General features: G+C 66.2%; 16 protein-coding genes. 2 read left to right on the top strand and 14 right to left on the bottom strand.

Annotation, left to right across the window (positions count from 1 at the left end):
• The first annotated feature begins 70 nt into the window (after positions 1 to 70).
• Positions 71 to 1,567: a CoA-acylating methylmalonate-semialdehyde dehydrogenase gene (locus N5C91_RS07870; RefSeq protein WP_054910632.1), complete on the top strand. Its 1,497-nt coding sequence runs from the start codon at positions 71 to 73 to the stop codon at positions 1,565 to 1,567.
• A 126-nt stretch (positions 1,568 to 1,693) separates the two neighbouring features.
• Here the strand turns inward: N5C91_RS07870 and N5C91_RS07865 are convergent, their stop codons facing one another.
• From N5C91_RS07865 to N5C91_RS07850, 4 genes are all read right to left on the bottom strand, one after another.
• A complete protein-coding gene (locus N5C91_RS07865; protein WP_279828840.1) occupies positions 1,694 to 2,221 on the bottom strand; it encodes a transposase in 528 nt (175 codons plus the stop codon).
• A 679-nt stretch (positions 2,222 to 2,900) separates the two neighbouring features.
• Complete coding sequence (locus N5C91_RS07860) at positions 2,901 to 3,326, bottom strand: GNAT family N-acetyltransferase (protein ID WP_236172237.1); 426 nt, start codon at positions 3,324 to 3,326, stop codon at positions 2,901 to 2,903.
• Between the two features lie 167 nt (positions 3,327 to 3,493).
• Entirely contained in the window at positions 3,494 to 3,808 is a 315-nt protein-coding gene (locus tag N5C91_RS07855) for a DUF2845 domain-containing protein (RefSeq protein WP_279828838.1), read from the bottom strand.
• Between the two features lie 97 nt (positions 3,809 to 3,905).
• Positions 3,906 to 4,712: an NYN domain-containing protein gene (locus tag N5C91_RS07850; protein WP_279828836.1), complete on the bottom strand. Its 807-nt coding sequence runs from the start codon at positions 4,710 to 4,712 to the stop codon at positions 3,906 to 3,908.
• Positions 4,713 to 4,914: 202 nt separating this feature from the next.
• Between N5C91_RS07850 and N5C91_RS07845 the strand changes: the two genes are divergently transcribed.
• Positions 4,915 to 5,472: a hypothetical protein gene (locus N5C91_RS07845; RefSeq protein WP_279828834.1), complete on the top strand. Its 558-nt coding sequence runs from the start codon at positions 4,915 to 4,917 to the stop codon at positions 5,470 to 5,472.
• Positions 5,473 to 5,527: 55 nt separating this feature from the next.
• Here N5C91_RS07845 and siaD read toward each other — a convergent pair whose 3' ends face one another.
• The 10 genes from siaD to N5C91_RS07795 form a co-directional block, all read right to left on the bottom strand.
• Positions 5,528 to 6,316, bottom strand: a complete 789-nt coding sequence (gene siaD, locus N5C91_RS07840) for a biofilm regulation diguanylate cyclase SiaD (RefSeq protein ID WP_236172233.1) — start codon at positions 6,314 to 6,316, stop codon at positions 5,528 to 5,530.
• A gap of 5 nt (positions 6,317 to 6,321) precedes the next feature.
• On the bottom strand, positions 6,322 to 6,702 hold the full coding sequence (gene siaC / locus N5C91_RS07835) for a biofilm regulation phosphoprotein SiaC (RefSeq protein WP_024766248.1): 381 nt from the start codon (positions 6,700 to 6,702) through the stop codon (positions 6,322 to 6,324).
• Positions 6,703 to 6,726: 24 nt separating this feature from the next.
• Positions 6,727 to 7,269 (bottom strand): biofilm regulation protein kinase SiaB, encoded by a 543-nt coding sequence (gene siaB / locus N5C91_RS07830; protein WP_236172232.1) that lies wholly within the window; start codon positions 7,267 to 7,269, stop codon positions 6,727 to 6,729.
• A 10-nt stretch (positions 7,270 to 7,279) separates the two neighbouring features.
• A complete protein-coding gene (siaA, locus tag N5C91_RS07825; protein WP_236172231.1) occupies positions 7,280 to 9,268 on the bottom strand; it encodes a biofilm regulation protein phosphatase SiaA in 1,989 nt (662 codons plus the stop codon).
• A 190-nt stretch (positions 9,269 to 9,458) separates the two neighbouring features.
• Positions 9,459 to 10,514 (bottom strand): chemotaxis response regulator protein-glutamate methylesterase, encoded by a 1,056-nt coding sequence (locus tag N5C91_RS07820; protein WP_279828830.1) that lies wholly within the window; start codon positions 10,512 to 10,514, stop codon positions 9,459 to 9,461.
• Positions 10,515 to 10,529: 15 nt separating this feature from the next.
• The gene (cheD, locus tag N5C91_RS07815; protein ID WP_236172229.1) at positions 10,530 to 11,123 is read right to left on the bottom strand and encodes a chemoreceptor glutamine deamidase CheD; all 594 of its coding nucleotides are present in this window, start codon (positions 11,121 to 11,123) and stop codon (positions 10,530 to 10,532) included.
• The gene (locus tag N5C91_RS07810; RefSeq protein ID WP_236201646.1) at positions 11,123 to 11,965 is read right to left on the bottom strand and encodes a CheR family methyltransferase; all 843 of its coding nucleotides are present in this window, start codon (positions 11,963 to 11,965) and stop codon (positions 11,123 to 11,125) included. The genes cheD and N5C91_RS07810 overlap by 1 nt, the downstream gene beginning before the upstream one ends.
• Before the next feature lie 367 nt (positions 11,966 to 12,332).
• Positions 12,333 to 14,357, bottom strand: coding sequence for a methyl-accepting chemotaxis protein (locus N5C91_RS07805; RefSeq protein WP_279828826.1), 2,025 nt, complete (start codon positions 14,355 to 14,357; stop codon positions 12,333 to 12,335).
• Positions 14,358 to 14,378: 21 nt separating this feature from the next.
• Positions 14,379 to 14,864, bottom strand: coding sequence for a chemotaxis protein CheW (locus N5C91_RS07800; RefSeq protein ID WP_236172226.1), 486 nt, complete (start codon positions 14,862 to 14,864; stop codon positions 14,379 to 14,381).
• On the bottom strand, positions 14,851 to 16,755 hold the full coding sequence (locus N5C91_RS07795) for a chemotaxis protein CheA (protein ID WP_279828823.1): 1,905 nt from the start codon (positions 16,753 to 16,755) through the stop codon (positions 14,851 to 14,853). The genes N5C91_RS07800 and N5C91_RS07795 overlap by 14 nt, the downstream gene beginning before the upstream one ends.
• Positions 16,756 to 16,758: the final 3 nt, after the last annotated feature.

Here is a 16,758-nt window from a genome sequence, read left to right as displayed (position 1 = left end):
AGGGAGAGGGCTAGGGAGAGGGGCTCCTCGCGAGCCCCGCCCCAATACTTTCAGCGAGAAGAGACTTCCCATGACCACCGTCAAGCACCTGATCGGCGGCGAAATGATCGCCGACACCGGCCGCACCGCCGACGTCTTCAACCCGTCCACCGGCGAAGCCATCCGCAAGGTTCCGCTGGCCAGCCGCGAAACCGTGCAGCAGGCCATCGACGCCGCCAAGGCCGCCTTCCCGGCCTGGCGCAACACCCCGCCGGCCAAGCGCGCCCAGGTGCTGTTCCGCTTCAAGCAACTGCTCGAAGCCAACGAAGCGCGCATCAGCCAGCTGATCAGCGAAGAACACGGCAAGACCCTGGAAGACGCCGCCGGTGAACTCAAGCGCGGCATCGAGAACGTCGAATACGCCAGCGCCGCCCCGGAAATCCTCAAGGGCGAATACAGCCGCAACGTCGGCCCGAACATCGACGCCTGGAGCGACTTCCAGCCGATCGGTGTGGTCGCCGGTATCACCCCGTTCAACTTCCCGGCCATGGTGCCGCTGTGGATGTATCCGCTGGCCATCGCCTGCGGCAACACCTTCATCCTCAAGCCGTCCGAGCGTGACCCGAGCTCCACCCTGCTGATCGCCGAACTGTTCGAAGAGGCCGGCCTGCCCAAGGGCGTGCTGAACGTCGTGCACGGCGACAAGACCGCCGTGGACGCGCTGATCGAGGCCCCGGAAGTCAAAGCCCTGAGCTTCGTCGGTTCGACCCCGATCGCCGAGTACATCTATTCCGAAGGCACCAAGCGCGGCAAGCGCGTACAGGCCCTGGGCGGCGCCAAGAACCACGCCGTGCTGATGCCCGACTGCGACCTGGACAACGCCGTCAGCGCCCTGATGGGTGCGGCCTACGGCTCCTGCGGCGAGCGCTGCATGGCCATCTCCGTGGCTGTGTGCGTGGGCGACCAGATCGGCGACGCGCTGGTCGAGAAGATCGTCCCGCAGATCAAGGCCCTGAAAATCGGCGCCGGCACCTCCTGCGGCCTGGACATGGGCCCGCTGGTCACCGGCGCTGCCCAGCAGAAAGTCACCGGCTACATCGATACCGGTGTCGAGCAGGGCGCCCAGCTGCTGGTCGACGGCCGCAACTTCAAGGTGGCCGGTCACGAGAACGGCTTCTTCGTCGGCGGCACCCTGTTCGACAAGGTGACCCCGGACATGACCATCTACCAGGAAGAAATCTTCGGCCCGGTGCTGTGCATCGTGCGCGTGAACAGCCTGGAAGAAGCCATGCAGCTGATCAACGACCACGAATACGGCAACGGCACCTGCATCTTTACCCGTGACGGTGAAGCCGCCCGCCTGTTCTGCGACGAGATCGAAGTCGGCATGGTCGGCGTCAACGTACCGCTGCCGGTACCGGTGGCCTACCACAGCTTCGGCGGCTGGAAGCGTTCGCTGTTCGGCGACCTGCACGCCTACGGCCCGGATGGCGTGCGCTTCTACACCAAGCGCAAGGCCATCACCCAGCGCTGGCCGCAGCGCAAGTCGCACGAAGCGGCGCAGTTCGCCTTCCCCAGCAATGGCTGATGGTGAATAAGCGGTAAGAAAAAGGCCGGTCCAGTGACTGGCCTTTTTCGTTTTTGGATGGTGGGCAAACACTCCAACCGTCCGGCGGACGCATTCGTAGGATGGCGTGGAGCGCAGCGATACCCATCATTCCCCAGCGTCGATCTCCCCCATTGCTCCGCCGCCCCAGTTCCTCGCCAGCAGCCCATCGCGTACATATCGATGAAACGAGGACCACTGCCAGTCCGCTGCGCACGCGACATGGCCGTGTTTGCAGGGATTGAAGTGGATGTAGTCCACGTGCCGTGCGAAATCGGCGTCATCGCGAATCCGGTGCTCCCAGAAACGGCGCTGCCAGATGCCGCGTTCAGCGCTTTTGTAGCGGCTGGCGGAAATAGCCTCGCGCTTTGGTATTGCCCGCGAGAACGCGGTCTTGATCAGCCTCCAGCGGAGGGCGTAATTGGCATCGCCTTCGGGCAGGGTGCAGATGGCATGCAGGTGATCGGGCAGGATGACGATGGCGTCGATCTGCCAGGGATGACGTTGTTGCGTGTAGCGGAAGGCCGCGCGGAGCAGATCGACGTTTTCCACCAGCAAGCGTGAGCGACGGTCGGCCAGGGTGAGGGTGAAGAACCAGGTAGCACCCTCTGTTCTGTCGCGGCGGTATGAGGTCATGGTGCGCCCTGTCGGAATTGATGGGTATCGCTGCGCTCCACCCATCCTACGACCGAGTTCAGTTCTGGCTCTGGGGAAGCGGCTGAAGTCTTCGGTGATGGGTATCGCTGCGCTCCACGCCATCCTTCGTTCGAGGTCACCTGCGGCTCTGCGGGAGGTCGGCTGAAGCCTTCGGTGATGGGTATCGCTGCGCTCCACGCCATCCTACGGTTGAGGTCACCTGCGGCTCTGCGGGGGGGCCGGCTGAAACCTTCGGTGATGGGTATCGCTGCGCTCCACGCCATCCTACGCTCGAGGTCGCCTGCGATTCTGCGGGAGGCGGCTGAAACCTTTGTAGGATGGGTGGAGCGCAGCGATACCCATGCTGTGATTCAGGCGTGATCAAGCATCCGAGGGACCTCGTCCCAGCGTATCCACAGGCCGCCTTGCCAGTTCAGGAGCATGAGGCGGCGGGTGTCCCAGGTGAGATGGACGCGGCGCGGTGCGTCGGTTTCCGGGGTGTGTTGGTCGCGCAGGGTGGGGATTACATCCTGTGACAGCCAGTGGTCGAGGGATTCGAGTTCCGGGTGGCCGAGCCCGGGCGTCATGCGGGGCGCTGGCTATCGGAAATGCGCCGAGAGGGCCGGCGTTGTGCGGGTTCGCGAGCAAGCCCGCTCCTACAAGGGCGGGAGAGTGGCAATCAGCCCAGGTGTTTCTTCAGGTAGATGCGCTGGTGCCCCGGCGGGCAGTCCTCGAGCACGCCCATGCGTTCGAAGCCCTGTTTCTCGTAGAAGCCGGGGGCCTGGAAGCTGTAGGTGTAGAGGAACAGGCCGACGCAGCCGCGGCGGCGGGCTTCGTCTTCGGCGAGGGCGATGAGCTGGCTGCCCAGGCCGCTGCCGCGCTGGTCGTCCTGCAGCCAGAGGTAGTCGATGTAGAGCCAGCCCATGCCGGACTGGCCGAACATGCCGCCGACCACTTCGCCGTCGGTGTCGCGGGCGTAGAGTTCGAAGTCGTCGTAGGTGTTGCTGCGGCCCATCTGCCCGAGGTTGTAGGCGAGCAGGCCTTTGACCACGACGTCGCGCGCCTGCGGGTCGATGCCGAGGGTGAAGTTGAATGGGGTCTGCATGGTGCCCTCCGGATTGGCGAAGGCGACCAGTCTAGGGCGATGCCGCCGCGATGGGTAGGCACCTTTGGTAGCGGCGGGTACGGTGACGCGCAAGCGCCAGGAGTGTGCTGGGCGGGGCGTGCTTCTGCACGGGGCCTGGGCAGCGCGCAGCGCTATCCGCCCTGCGCTCAGATTTCCTCCTTGCGTGATGTCCGCACCAGCTCCAGCGTGGTATCGCGGAAGCGCAGGTAGCGGTAGGCGCCGTTGTTCGGGCCGTACATCCAGGTTTCCAGTTGCGGGCTGCCGGGGATGAACTTGCCGTCGGGGCCGCGGCGGGGCGGAGTAGGCGGGACAACAGCGCGCTTGTCCGGTTGCCCGCACTTGGCGAGCACCTCGTCCATCGGGTCGCCTTCGTTGATCAGGCTGGTGCCGCAGCGCAATGTGCCGGCATGGACGCCGCTCGCGGCGAGCAGGGCGAGCAGGGGGATCAGCAGGAAACGCATGGGATTGCTCCGCAGAGATGCTCACGCCCGACTTTAACCGTCAGGCGTGGAGACTTCGTTGAGCGAGGGCAGGGCGGAGCGCTGTGCTGTGCTGTGCTCAGCGTGTCGTGCCGACGTTGCGTACGTACAGGTCCATGCCGCCGGTACCGCTGGTGCCGCGTGCCTGCAACTCGAAGCGCTTGGGGTGGCCCTTGATCAGGTCGCTGAGCTTCTTGAAGCCGTACAGGCGCGGGTCGAACGCCGGCTGCAGCTTGCCGATGTTCTGCCCCAGGGCGCCCAGCTGGACCCAGTCGTCATCGTCGCCGTCGATGTCGTCGAGCACCTTGGCGATGAAGTCCAGTGGGACCTTCTGCGATTTGCGCTTGGCGGCAGGCTTGGGCGTGTCGTTGGCGCTGGGGGTGGAGGACTTGTCGGTGACGGGCACGGGCTCGGCGGGCGCTTCCGGCGCGGCGCGGAGGATCTCGGTGTAGATGAACTTGTCGCAGGCGGAGACGAACGGCCTGGGTGTTTTCTCCTCGCCGAAGCCATAGACGGTGAGCCCTTCCTCGCGCAGGCGCGCAGCCAGGCGGGTGAAGTCGCTGTCGCTGGAGACCAGGCAGAAGCCGTCGAAGCGGCGGGTGTAGAGCAGGTCCATGGCGTCGATGATCAGCGCGCTGTCGGTGGCGTTCTTGCCGCTGGTGTAGGCGAACTGCTGCATGGGCTGGATGGAGTGGTCCAGCAGTACCTGCTTCCATTTGCCCAGGTTGGGCTTGGTCCAGTCGCCGTAAATGCGTTTGACGCTGGCGACGCCGTACTTGGCGATTTCCTCGAAGAGGCCCTCGACGATGGCGGCGGGGGCGTTGTCGGCGTCGATCAGGACGGCGAGGTGCGTCTGCTGGCGCGAGGCGGGGGATCTGGTGGCCATGCTGCATCCTTTCCTGTGAATCCCTCGACCATAGTGCGCCGGGCCGCTCGCCACAACCTTGTTGCGAGCCCGGATGGGTGAAGGGTGTCATTGCGCCATCACTGCGCCGGGCTTATTCTCCGCCCCTGTTCAGGGAGGAACGCGGCGTCATCATTCGATCGCGAACTGCCTGCGCACACTATTCGCCATCGAAGGAATGACCATGTTTCGCTTTCTCTGCGTTTCCCTTTTCGCCGTCCTGCTGACCGGCTGCGCCTCCTCGGCGAAGGTCGAGAACATGCAGATCAATGACCAGCAGGCGCACACCCAGAGCTACGCCGCCGCACTGCGCGACAACCTCCAGGTTGCTGATGTCGAGGGTGGCAAGAAGACCAACCCGCTGTGGACCTCGCAGATCGACGGCGCCGACTTCCGCGCTGCACTGGAGCAATCCCTGGGCAAGGCCGGTCTGCTCGGCCAGGGCGACAAGGCGGCGTATTCGCTGCGCACCAAGCTGGTCAGCCTCGACCAGCCGGTCTTCGGCTTCAGCTTCACTGTCACCTCCACCGTCGAGTACAGCCTGGTGGAAAACGCCGGTGGCCGCGTGGTCTGGCAGGAAACCGTGAAGGAGCCCTTCACCGCGGGTGTGGGCGATGCGTTCTACGGCGTGACCCGCCTGCGCCTGGCCAACGAAGGCTCGGCCCGCGCCAACATCAGCACCCTGCTGCAACGCCTGAGTGGCCTGAAGCTGGGCGCCGGCCAGGTGTCGCTGCAGAACTGATTGCGCACCGCGAAAAAAGCCCGGCCATGGCCGGGCTTTTTTCATGCAGGCGCCGTTACGCGCTGGCGAACTCGCACTTGTCGCGCCCGCTGCGCTTGGCGTCCAGCAGGGCGGCGTCGGCGCGGCTGAGGGTCTGGGAATAGCTTTCGCCCGGATGGTGCTCGGCGACGCCGAAGCTGGCGGTGACCGACAGGGCGTTGGTGCCCACCCGCACGGCCAGGCAGCGGATGTCGTTGCGTACGCGCTCGATGATCGCGGCGGCGTCGCTCAGGCGAGTGTCCGGCAGGATCAGCAGGAATTCCTCGCCGCCCCAGCGGCCGCAGAGGTCGTACTGGCGCAGGGCGGACTCCATGGCGCGGCCGATTTCCACCAGCACGCGGTCGCCGACCTCATGGCCCCAGGTGTCGTTGACCTGCTTGAAACGGTCGACGTCGAGCATGGCCAGCACGTAGGACTCGCCGTGGCGCTGGGCGCGTTCGCTTTCCTCGCGCAGGCGCTCCATCAGCAGGCGGCGGTTGGCGATGCCGGTGAGGGTGTCGTGGGTCGAGGCTTCCTTCAGCGCGACGTTGAGGTCGCGCATCATGTCCTGGTAGCGGTCGGAGATGCGCGCGACCTTTTCCAGCTGGCGCAGCTGCTTGTGGTAGCGCTCGGAGAGGGTGCTGTTCTGCGCCCGTGCCATGGACTGGAAACCATCGGAAATCCGCGCGATGCGCTCCAGGCGCGCGAGCTGGTCGAGGGACTGCTGGTGCTTCTGGTACAGGGCCTCGCGCAGGGGGTGCCCTTCGTACTGTGGGTCGGCCAGCAGGTCTTCGATCAGCAGGTCCAGCTCGCGCTCGCTAGTCATGGCACTTACTCGTCGTAGGCTTGGATGACGAACGGGAAGGTACAGTCCTCGCGGAATTCCTCGGCCAGTTCGGCGACGCGTTCGTTGCGTCGGTCGTAGTGCCACGCCACGCGGGTGGTGCGGCCCTGGCCGTGGGCTTCTTCGAGCAGGTCGAAGATGTCCATCATGGCCTTGATCGAGCTGGTGTTCAGGTACAGCAGGCGCAGGTCGAGTTCCAGCGGGCGCTGTTCCTGGGTGAGGAAGCGCTCGACCCACTCGATGACCTGGCCGAACAGCTCATAGGAGTTCTCCGGGTAGGAGTCGCCCTGCATCGCGAGGATGCCGGCCTGCCAGTCGCCGTGGATCTGTGGGGTGGATTGGGTGCCGTTGACGTGGAGATCGCTCATGTCGGGTCTTCCTGAATTCGCAAATCAGATCACGGCGCGCAGGCTGAAGAAGGCGCGGCCGTCGGGTTGTTCGGTGAGGGAGGTCTTGAGTGGCGCGCTGGACTTGCGGGCGATGTCCAGCAGGCCCAGGCCCGCTCCGCTGGAGGCTTCGGCGTCGCGCGGGCGGCGCAGCTGCTCCTTGTAGGCCGCCTTGAGCTGGGCCTTGTCGAGCCCGGCGATGGCTTCGATGCTGCGCACCAGGCCCTGGCCGTCGGCCAGCTCCACCAGGTTGCCGGCGGAGACCACGTAGTGGCCTTCGTCGTCGCGGGCAATCGCCACGGTAGCCGAGGCTTCCTGGTCGTTGTAGCCGCGCAGGGAGGCGTAGTGGCGGATGTTCTGGGTCATCTCGATGTAGACGGCGAACACGTCCATCGCTTCGCTGGGGTGCGCCTGTTCGGCCTGCATGTAGTTGCGCAGCGCATGGCCGATTTCTTCGATCAGGCTGCGCGAGATAGGCCCGTTGAAGCAGAGCAATATGCGTTGCCGGGTGTAGCTCTCGCGCATGGCCAACAGATCTAGCGATTCCATGGAATAACCCCTAGTCGAAGCGGAAAGAGAGAATGGTGATGTCGTCACGCTGCGGCTGCTCGCCCTGGTATTGGGCGAGGGTAGCGGCGAACACGTCGGCCTGCTCGGCCAATGGTCGGCGCGCGTGGTTGCGCAGCAGGTCGGCGAAGCGGCTGTTGCCGAAGCCGAAGCCGTGCTCGCCGCCGGCCTGGTCGAGGAAGCCGTCGGTGCACAGGTAATAGGTCCAGCCGGTTTCCATCGGGATTTCCACGTCCTGATAGTCTCCCTGGCGCTTGTCGCCGATGGCGCGGCGCGCGCCCTTGTACTCGCGCACGGCGTTGCCGTCGCTGGCGAACAGGGAAATCTTCGCCCCGGAGAAGTGCAGCAGCTTGCGCTGGTGGTCGACGCGCACCAGGCCGGCGTCCATGTTGGTGGCCAGCGAGTGGGTGAACTCTTCCTGGCCGAGCATGCCGCGCATGACGTGATCAGTCTCGCGCAGGATGGCCGCCGGGTCGTGGCTCTTCACGCTGTCGATGGCGTGGTCGATGGCGGCCAGGGCGAGCATGGTCATCAGCGCGCCGGGCACGCCGTGGCCGGCGCAGTCGACCACGCCGATCAGGCTGTCCAGCGGGCCTTCGCGGTAGATGTAGAAATCGCCGCCGACCACGTCGCGGGGTTTCCACAGGACGAAATGGTGCTCGCCCAGCGACGCCTGCAACTGGCGGTCGGGAAGAATGGCGCGTTGGATCAGGCTGGCGTAGTCGATGGAGTCGCCGATCTTCTTCTGCGCGGCAGCCATCTCGCGGTTGGCGTTTTCCAGGGCCTGGGTGCGCTGCTGGACCTTGTCTTCCAGCTCTTCGGTATGCCGGCGAACCTGGTCGGCCATGCTGGCGAAGGCGCTGGACAGCTCGCCGATCTCGTCCGCGCGGGTACGTGGCAGCGGGCTGTCGTACTGCCCGGCGGCGATCGCCTTGGCCGATTGCTTGAGGCCGCGCAGCGGGCGCAGTACCAGCAGGTCGACGGTGTAGGCGAAGCCGATCAGGAGGATCGCCAGCAGCCCGGCGAGGGTGCCCACCAGCGGCCAGATCCAGCGGCTGTCGAGCACCTGCGCGGCGTGCAGGTCGATGGCGCTGAGCACGTGCCAGCGCAACTGCGGGATGTAGGCGGTGGCCAGGAGCTGTTCCTTGCCGTCGATGGTGCCCCACATGGTTTCCACTTCGCCGGGGTTGGCCTCGGCCTGGCGCAGGGTCTGGCGCAGGGCGGTGCGCTCCTGGTCATTGGCCAGCAGGTCGAACACGTGGTGCTTGGCCTGGCCGCTGGAGCCGGAGGAGTAGGCGATCAGCTTGGTGTCCGGGTGCGCCTGGATGGCGCCATCCGGGTCGACGATCATCGGCGTCACCCCGGCCTCGCGGCGCGAGATGAACTGGTCGAGGAACTCGGTGAGATCCAGGCCGCCACCGGCCAGGCCGACCTTCTCGTTGCCGGCGCGCACCACCATGTTGAACCAGACCTTGGTGACCTTCAGCTTGGCGTCGTAGTTGACGTTGATGTTGTAGGTCTCGTCGCGGGCCAGGGTATCGAAGTACCAGCGGTCCTGCGGGTCGGTGTCGCTCAGGGTGTAGCGCGGGGAATTGGAGAGCGGCGAGCTGGAGTCGTTGAAGTAGTAGTGGCGCGAGGAGTCCACCACGACGAAGTAGGAGTAGTTGTGCTGGTCGGCGCGGAAGCCTTCGGCCTCGCGGAAGAACAGCGAGCGGCGCGCCGGGTCGTTTTCAGCCAGCAGCCAGTCCTGCGTCACCACGGATTCGGCCAGGCGCCGTGACAGCGCCAGCTCGCGGATCACCGGTGCGATGATCTTCTGCTGGTTGAGCAGCGTGAAGTTTCTCGCGAAGGCGAGGCCGAAATGCGTGCGGATGTCTTCCATGGCCTTCCAGCCCAGCATGACTGCCGGTACCAGCGCCAGGAGACAGGCGATGAGCAGTGCCACCACCGATTTGCCGCGCAACCCCCATCTTGCCGCCATGGCTATCTTGATTCCCCGTGTCGCCCGCCGTGTGCCGGTCTTTTGGCGAAAGCTCAATTGTGCATTTTGTATACGGGCACAATCAAACCAAATTGATATCGGATCGCCATATAATTGGCGCCGGTCAATTGGCCTGAGTCTAGACCCTGTGTGAAAAGTCGCTCGGCAGGGCGGGGCGATTCCCGCAGAACTAGACGCGGTTCCCACTCCCGCTCTGCCGCGCCTGCTGTAGGAGCGAGCTTGCTATGCGCTCCAGCGGCAGGACTTCCTTCGCCGCGCCCAGCTCCACGGCCTCGCGCGGCATGCCGTAGACCACGCAGGTGGCTTCGTCCTGGGCGACGGTATGGCCGCCGGCCTGGCGGATCGCCTGCAAGCCCCGGGCCCCATCCTTGCCCATGCCGGTGAGCAGCGCGGCGATGAGGTTGCGTCCGGCGCAGCGGGCAAGGGAGTTGAACATCACGTCGACCGCCGGCCGGTGGCCGTTCACCGCGGCTTCGCGATGCAGGCGCACCACGTAGTTGGCACCGCTGCGCTGCACTTCCATGTGGTAGTCGCCGGGGGCGAGCAGCACGTGGCCCGGGAGGATGCGGTCGCCGTCGCGCGCTTCGCGCACGGACAGGCGCGTCTGGCGGTCCAGCCGTTCGGCGTAGGACTTGGTAAAGCCGGGCGGCATGTGCAGTGTGACGACGGTGCCGGGGCAGTCCGGCGGCAGGCCCAGCAGCACTTCCTTGATCGCCTCGGTGCCGCCGGTGGAAGCGCCGATGGCGAAGATCTTTTCGGTGCTCAGCAGTGGCGCGCTGCTCGTTGCCGGTGCGCTGGCGGCTGCCGTGCCGCGCGCCCTTGGCAGGCGCGCGCGGGCGGCAGTCTTGAGCTTGGCGCAGATTTCCTCGGCGTACGCCTGCATGCCCTCGGCGATGCCCAGGCGCGGCTTGGCGATGAAGTCGATGGCGCCCAGTTCCAGGGCGCGCAGGGTGGCTTCGGAACCCTTCTCGGTCAGCGAGGAAATCATCAGCACCGGGGTCGGCCGGCCCTTCATCAGCTTGTCGAGGAAGGTCAGGCCGTCCATGCGCGGCATTTCCACATCGAGGGTTATGACGTCCGGCGAGTGCTGCTTGATCAGGTCGCGGGCGACGAAGGCGTCGGGCGCGGCGCCCACCAGTTGCAGCTCCGGATCGTTCTGGATGATGTCCTTGAGCAGGCTGCGAATCAGCGCCGAGTCGTCGACGATCAGGACCTTGACGGCCATCGGGCGTCCCTCCGTTCAGAACAGGTCGATGCTCCCGCCGCGCTCCCGGCGGGACAGTTGCTGGCAGTACTGCCGCTCGCGCTGCAGTACCGTGTCGTTGGCCAGGGTGCGCAGCTTGCGCACCAGCACCCGGCCGCTGCCGGGAAAGAAGTAGACCTTGCGCGGGTGCACGTCGAGCAGGTCCTGGGCGAGCAGCGGGATGCCCTCGTTCTCCAGGTAGTGCAGGACGAACTCGACATTGCGCTGGCCGACATCGGCGCTGAGGTTCTTCAGCACCGAGCCGCCGCCGAACACCTTGGCCTCGAAGTACCGGCGCTGGGCGCCGCGGCGCATCAGGCCGTTGATCAGCAGGTCCATGGCGTGCACGCCGTAGCGTCCGGAGTTGGACAGCAGGCCCTGCACGCCGGTGTCGCCGGGCAGCATGAAGTGGTTCATGCCGCCCAGCCCGCTGCTGCGGTCGCGCAGGCACACCGAGACGCAGGAGCCGAGCACGGTGACCAGCATCACCGGCTCGGCGGTGACGTAGCACTCGCCGGGCAGCAGCTTCACCGCTTCCATGCCGAAGCGCGGGTCGTAGTAGCGATTGGGTTGGTCCAGGGCTGCGCCCATCAATGGCTCCCCACCGCCTGGTAGGTCGTGCGCCCCACCGAGCGCACCAGGTGGCTGGCGTGGACGAAGTTTTCCGAGTGCCCGGCGAAGAACAGCCCGCCGGGCCGCAGCAGGCGCACCATGCGTTCGAGCAGGCGGGTCTGGGTCGGCTTGTCGAAATAGATCATCACATTGCGGCAGAAGATCGCATCGAGGCCGCCGGCAATGCCCCAGTCGCGGTCGAGCAGGTTGATCTGCCGGTAGTCGATCATCTGCCGCAGCTCGCGCACCACCCGTGCCTTGCCGGTGTTGCTGCCGGTACCGCGGAGGAAGAAGCGCTTCTTCTGTGCCGGACTCAGCGCCTCGAGGCGCTCCAGCGGGTAGATGCCCTGGCGCGCCTGGCCGAGCACGCCGGTGTCGATGTCCGAGGCGATCAGTTCCAGCGGCGGGCTGAAGCTGCCCAGTGCATCCACCAGGGTCATGGCCATGGAGTAGGGCTCCTCGCCGGTGCTCGAGGCGGTGGACCAGAAACGCAGCGGCTGGTGGTCGCGCAGTTGCTCGGCGGCGAAGCGGCCCAGGTGCTCGAAGTGATGCTTCTCGCGGAAGAAGGCGGTGAGGTTGGTGGTCAGTGCGTTGACGAACTGCTGCCACTCTTCCTCGTGGCTTTCCAGGTAGGCGAAGTACTCGGCGAAGCTGCCCAGGCGCAGGCTGCGCAGGCGCCGTGACAACCGGCTGTAGACCAGCTGCTGCTTGTTCTCCGAGAGACTGATGCCGGCGTGCTGGTACAAGCGCTCACGCACCTGCTGGAAGTCCCGGCGGGTGTAGTGGAATTCGTGCTCGGGGGCGGGCAGGTGGATGGGCATTGGTTGGTCTCGCAGGTGAGCGGATTGCTTAGGGCGCATAACCTGGAACGGGTTATCCGCCGCGATGGCGGATAACGCCTGTGGCGTTATGCGCCCTACTTCGTGGTATCGGGAAAGTTCTGCGCGGGGACTACCCTCACCCCAGCCCTCTCCCAGAGGGAGAGGGGGCCGTACGTGCCGGCTGATGCCTTGATGTACTCCTGCGCCGATCAGTCCCCTCTCCCTTCGGAGCGGGGCGCGCAGCCAGGGTTAGGGTGAGGGGCTCTTGGCTCTTCCATCAGCGGTCATCGCCTGACCATCCCTGGCCCGCCCGCGGCGGCCGACCCTCCCATTGCTCCGGCCGCCGCCATCCTTCAGCCCCGCCCGATCAGAACTCTTCCCAGTCGTCTTCCTTGCCCTTGGCGCGCACCGCCTTGGCCACGCCGCGGGCGGCGCGCGAGGTGTGCGCGGCCGGCTCGGCGCGGGCCGGGCGGGCTGACGCCAGCGGCACCACGGTGGCCGGAATCGATTCGAGCTTGAACACCGCCACCTGCTGGTTGAGCATGCCGGCCTGCTCCTGCAGGGCCTCGGCCGAGGCGGCGGCTTCTTCCACCAGCGCGGCGTTCTGCTGGGTCATCTCGTCCATCTGCGACACGGCGCCGTTGACTTCCTCGATGCCGCTGCTCTGCTCGGCGCTGGCGGCGGCGATCTCGGCCATGATGTCGGTGACGCGCTTGATCGCCACCACGATGTCGCTCATGGTCTGGCCGGCCTGGGCGACCAGGGTGTTGCCGCTCTCGACCTTGTCCACCGAGTCGTTGATCAGCGTCTTGATCTCCTTGGCGGCGGCGGCCGAGCGCTGCGCCAGGGTGCGTACCTCTCCGGCCACCACCGCGAAGCCGCGGCCCTGCTCGCCGGCGCGCGCTGCTTCCACTGCCGCGTTGAGCGCGAGGATGTTGGTCTGGAAGGCGATGCCGTCGATCACCCCGATGATGTCGGCGATCTTGCGTGCCGAGTCGTTGATTGCCGACATGGTGCCCACCACCTTCTGCACCACGCTGCCGCCCTCGGTGGCGACTTCCGAGGCGTTCACCGCCAGCGAGTTGGCCTGGCGCGCGTTCTCGGCGTTGAGCTTCACGGTGCTGGTCAGCTCTTCCATGCTCGACGCGGTTTCTTCCAGGCTGGAGGCCTGCTGCTCGGTACGCGTGGACAGCTCGGCGTTGCCGCTGGCGATCTCGCTGGCCGCGGTGTGGATGGTGTCGGCGGCCTCGCGGATCTGCCCGAGCATGCGCGACAGGCTCTGCGCGGTCTCGTTGGCGTAATCCTTCAGCTCGCCGAAGGTGCCCTGGTAGTCCGCATCGATACGCTGGGTCAGGTCGCCCTGGGCCAGTGCGCCGAGCACCCGGGTGACGTCGCGCAGGCCCTTGTCGGCGGTGTCCACTAGGTTGTTCAGGCCGGTGGCGATCTTCAGGAAGAAGCCCTCTTTGTTCGAGGCCTCGATGCGCTTGGTGAAGTCGCCGGCGACGGCGGCGTCGACCAGTTGCGAGACTTCCTGCTCGGCGCGAAACTCCTCGGTGCGGTCGGTCCACTGCACGGCCGAGCCCAGGCGTTCGCCGGCATCGTTGAACACCGGCACCACGTCCAGGGCGAAGCGCCGGCCGCCCAGGTTCAGCTCGGCCTTATGCCGTGCGGTGAGGTGCGCGAGCATGCCGCGCTGGTGCGCCGGGTTCTTGTGGAACATGTCGATGTTGGCGCCCATCAGGCGGCTGGCGTTGAAGTTCGGCAGCTGTTTGCGGATGTCCGCCTCGGCATTGCCGAGCATCTCGGTCACCGTGCGGTTCATGTAGATGATCTCGAGATCGTTGTTGGCGATCATCACGTTGGCCGAAACGTTGTCCAGCGCGCTCTTGATCCGCGCGTTGTACTCGGCGGCATCGGCGTTGGCCTTGAGGCTGGCGCGCACGCCGTCGATGGCCTCGGTGATGATGGCCTTCTTGCCCGGCAGGCGATCCATCTCCACCGAGTAGTCGCCCTTGCCGTAGGCGGTGACGGTGGCGACCACGCGCATCTTCACCGCGATGTGCGCGGCGACCAGATCGTTGATGCCCTTGGCGATGCGCGCCGGGCGGCCGGCGAACTTGTCCACCGGGATCACTTCGTCGATCCAGCCCAGCTCGTGCTGGCGGGTCATTTCCACCAGGCCGGCTTCCAGGGCTTCCACCTGGACCTGCTCGCCGCGCTGCTCGCGCAGGCTGCGCTGGAGGCCGCGCAGACCGTCGTAGAGGCGCTCGTAGCCGGCGGCCGGGGCTTCGCCGATGGCGACGTCGAGGTTGCCGTCGACCAGGCTGTGGAGGATGGCGGTGATGCGGTCGGCGCGTTGCTGCGCCACGGCGTGTGCGTTGAACAGACCCATGTTGTTTGTCCTCGGTCGCGATCAGGCGGCGGTTTCGTCGACCAGCGCCATCTCGCGGCTGGTCATGAGTTTTTCGATGTCCACCAGGATGAGCATCCGCTCACCGGCGGTGGCCAGGCCCAACAGGTACTCGGTGTCGAAGCTGGCGGCGAATTCGGGGCGCGGCTTGATCTCGTCGCCGGCCAGGGCGATCACGTCGGAGACCGAATCCACCACCGCGCCGACGATGCGCCGGCCGACGTTGAGGATGATCACCACGGTGAACTGGTCGTAGCTGATGTCGGCCAGGCTGAACTTGATGCGCAGGTCGACGATGGGCACGATGGCGCCGCGCAGGTTGATCACGCCCTTGATGAAGGCGGGGGCGTTGGCGATCGCCGTGACCTGGTCGTAGCCACGGATTTCCTGCACGCGCAGGATGTCGATGGCGTATTCCTCGCGGCCCAGGGTGAAGGTCAGGTACTCCTGCACCGGGCTGCTTGCCGCGCTGGCTTCAGCTGCGCTCATGGGTGGATTCTCCTTGTGCCGCCAGGCGTGGCAGGGCATCGACATCGAGGATCAGGGCGACGCTGCCGTCGCCCATGATGGTGGCGCCGGCGATCCCGTCGATCCGGCGGAAATTCTGTTCCAGGCTCTTGATCACCACCTGCTGCTGGCCGACCAGTTCGTCCACCTGCAGGGCGAAGCTCTTGCCCTCGGATTCGAGGATCACCACGATTCCCTGCTCCGGCGGCATCGGCTCGGCGCCGATGCGCAGCAGCTGGTTGAGGGAGAACAGCGGAAGGTATTCGCCGCGCACGCGGATCACCGTCGACTCCTCGCCGGCCAGCCCGCGCACATCGTCGGCGCGGGCCTGCAGCGACTCGACGATGTAGGTCAGCGGCACCACGTAGTTGACCTGCTCCACCGCGACGATCAGGCCGTCGAGGATGGCCAGGGTCAGCGGCAGGCGGATGCTCATGCGGGTGCCCATGCCGGGCGCCGAATCGATGTCGATGCGTCCGCCCATGGCCTGGATGTTGCGCCGCACCACGTCCATGCCGACGCCGCGGCCGGAGAGTTCGGTGACCGCTTCGGCGGTGGAGAAACCGGGCATGAAGATCAGTTGCCAGACTTCCGCATCGGTCATCCCGTCGTGCACCGGCAGGCCCTTTTCCCGGGCCTTGGCGAGGATGCGCTCGCGCGACAGGCCGCGGCCGTCATCGGAGATTTCCACCACCACGCTGCCACCCTGGTGGCTGGCGGCGAGCTTCACCGAGCCCTGCGCCGGCTTGCCGGCGGCAAGACGTTCGGCAGGCAGTTCGATGCCGTGGTCGATGCTGTTGCGCACGATGTGGGTGAGCGGGTCGCTGAGCTTCTCGATGACGCTCTTGTCCAGTTCGGTGTGCTCGCCCTGGAGGATCAGCTCGACCTGCTTGCCCAGGCGCGCGGAGGTGTCGTGCACCAGGCGCGGGAAGCGGCTGAAGATGAAGCTGATCGGCAGCATGCGGATCGACATCACCGATTCCTGCAGGTCGCGGGTGTTGTGTTCCAGTTGCGCCAGGGCCTGCTGCAGGCGCTCGAAGTGCGTCGGGTCGAGGTCTTCGCTGAGCTGGCTGAGCATGGCCTGGGTGATCACCAGTTCGCCCACCAGGTTGATCAGGCTGTCGATCTTCTCGACGCTGACGCGGATCGAGCTGGATTCGCTGTCGGTGCGCGCAGCCGGCTTGGCGGCTGCGGCAGGCGTGGCCTTGGGCTGCTCCCCTGGCGTCGCGATGGCCGCGGTGGCCGTGGGCGCGCCGGGCGCCTTGTCGAAGATGCCGTAGGGCTCGACGGGCCTGGCATCCGGGGCGCCGGGAGCATCGTCGAAAAAGCCGAAATCATCCGCGCTGCTGGCGCTGGTTTCGCTGGCGTCGGGTGTGCCCGGGGCATCGTCGAAGAAACCGAAGGCGTCGTCGCTGGCGTTGTTTTCAGGCGCTGCGGGAGCAGCGTCGAACAGGCCGAAGCCGTCATCGGCGGTAGCCGCGAGCGGCTCTGCCAGCCAGGCGCGCAGGCGTGCCACGGTGGTGGCGACGGGCACATCCGGATCGGGCTGCTGACTGCGGTGCGCATCGAGCAGGCGCTGCAATACGTCGCGGGCTTCGAGGAACGCGCCGATCATGTCCACGTGCAGGGCTGTCTGCCCGCAGCGGATGCGGTCGAGCAGGGTTTCCAGCTCGTGGGTCACGGCAGTCAGATCGTCGAAACCGAACATGCCGCTGGAGCCCTTGATCGAGTGGGCGGCGCGGAAGATGCCATTGAGCGTCTCGGCGTCCGGCTGATCGAGGTCGAGCCCGATCAGCAGGAGTTCGAGGGTCGCCAGGTGCTCGTCGGTTTCCTCGAAGAACACCTGGAGGAATTGCTCCATACCGGTAGCCATTCA

The organism is Pseudomonas sp. GD03903 (genome assembly GCF_029840045.1).
In the GTDB taxonomy this organism is placed as follows: domain Bacteria; phylum Pseudomonadota; class Gammaproteobacteria; order Pseudomonadales; family Pseudomonadaceae; genus Pseudomonas; species Pseudomonas pseudonitroreducens.
This window is presented reverse-complemented; position numbering and strand designations above follow the sequence as displayed.

What these genes read in the sequence shown, in the direction of transcription:
- N5C91_RS07870 (WP_054910632.1), top strand. Translation starts at nt 71, where the DNA reads ATGACCACCGTCAAGCACCTGATCGGCGGCGAAATGATCGCCGACACC.
- N5C91_RS07865 (WP_279828840.1), bottom strand. Translation starts at nt 2,221, where the DNA reads ATGACCTCATACCGCCGCGACAGAACAGAGGGTGCTACCTGGTTCTTC.
- N5C91_RS07860 (WP_236172237.1), bottom strand. Translation starts at nt 3,326, where the DNA reads ATGCAGACCCCATTCAACTTCACCCTCGGCATCGACCCGCAGGCGCGC.
- N5C91_RS07855 (WP_279828838.1), bottom strand. Translation starts at nt 3,808, where the DNA reads ATGCGTTTCCTGCTGATCCCCCTGCTCGCCCTGCTCGCCGCGAGCGGC.
- N5C91_RS07850 (WP_279828836.1), bottom strand. Translation starts at nt 4,712, where the DNA reads ATGGCCACCAGATCCCCCGCCTCGCGCCAGCAGACGCACCTCGCCGTC.
- N5C91_RS07845 (WP_279828834.1), top strand. Translation starts at nt 4,915, where the DNA reads ATGTTTCGCTTTCTCTGCGTTTCCCTTTTCGCCGTCCTGCTGACCGGC.
- siaD (WP_236172233.1), bottom strand. Translation starts at nt 6,316, where the DNA reads ATGACTAGCGAGCGCGAGCTGGACCTGCTGATCGAAGACCTGCTGGCC.
- siaC (WP_024766248.1), bottom strand. Translation starts at nt 6,702, where the DNA reads ATGAGCGATCTCCACGTCAACGGCACCCAATCCACCCCACAGATCCAC.
- siaB (WP_236172232.1), bottom strand. Translation starts at nt 7,269, where the DNA reads ATGGAATCGCTAGATCTGTTGGCCATGCGCGAGAGCTACACCCGGCAA.
- siaA (WP_236172231.1), bottom strand. Translation starts at nt 9,268, where the DNA reads ATGGCGGCAAGATGGGGGTTGCGCGGCAAATCGGTGGTGGCACTGCTC.
- N5C91_RS07820 (WP_279828830.1), bottom strand. Translation starts at nt 10,514, where the DNA reads ATGGCCGTCAAGGTCCTGATCGTCGACGACTCGGCGCTGATTCGCAGC.
- cheD (WP_236172229.1), bottom strand. Translation starts at nt 11,123, where the DNA reads ATGGGCGCAGCCCTGGACCAACCCAATCGCTACTACGACCCGCGCTTC.
- N5C91_RS07810 (WP_236201646.1), bottom strand. Translation starts at nt 11,965, where the DNA reads ATGCCCATCCACCTGCCCGCCCCCGAGCACGAATTCCACTACACCCGC.
- N5C91_RS07805 (WP_279828826.1), bottom strand. Translation starts at nt 14,357, where the DNA reads ATGGGTCTGTTCAACGCACACGCCGTGGCGCAGCAACGCGCCGACCGC.
- N5C91_RS07800 (WP_236172226.1), bottom strand. Translation starts at nt 14,864, where the DNA reads ATGAGCGCAGCTGAAGCCAGCGCGGCAAGCAGCCCGGTGCAGGAGTAC.
- N5C91_RS07795 (WP_279828823.1), bottom strand. Translation starts at nt 16,755, where the DNA reads ATGGCTACCGGTATGGAGCAATTCCTCCAGGTGTTCTTCGAGGAAACC.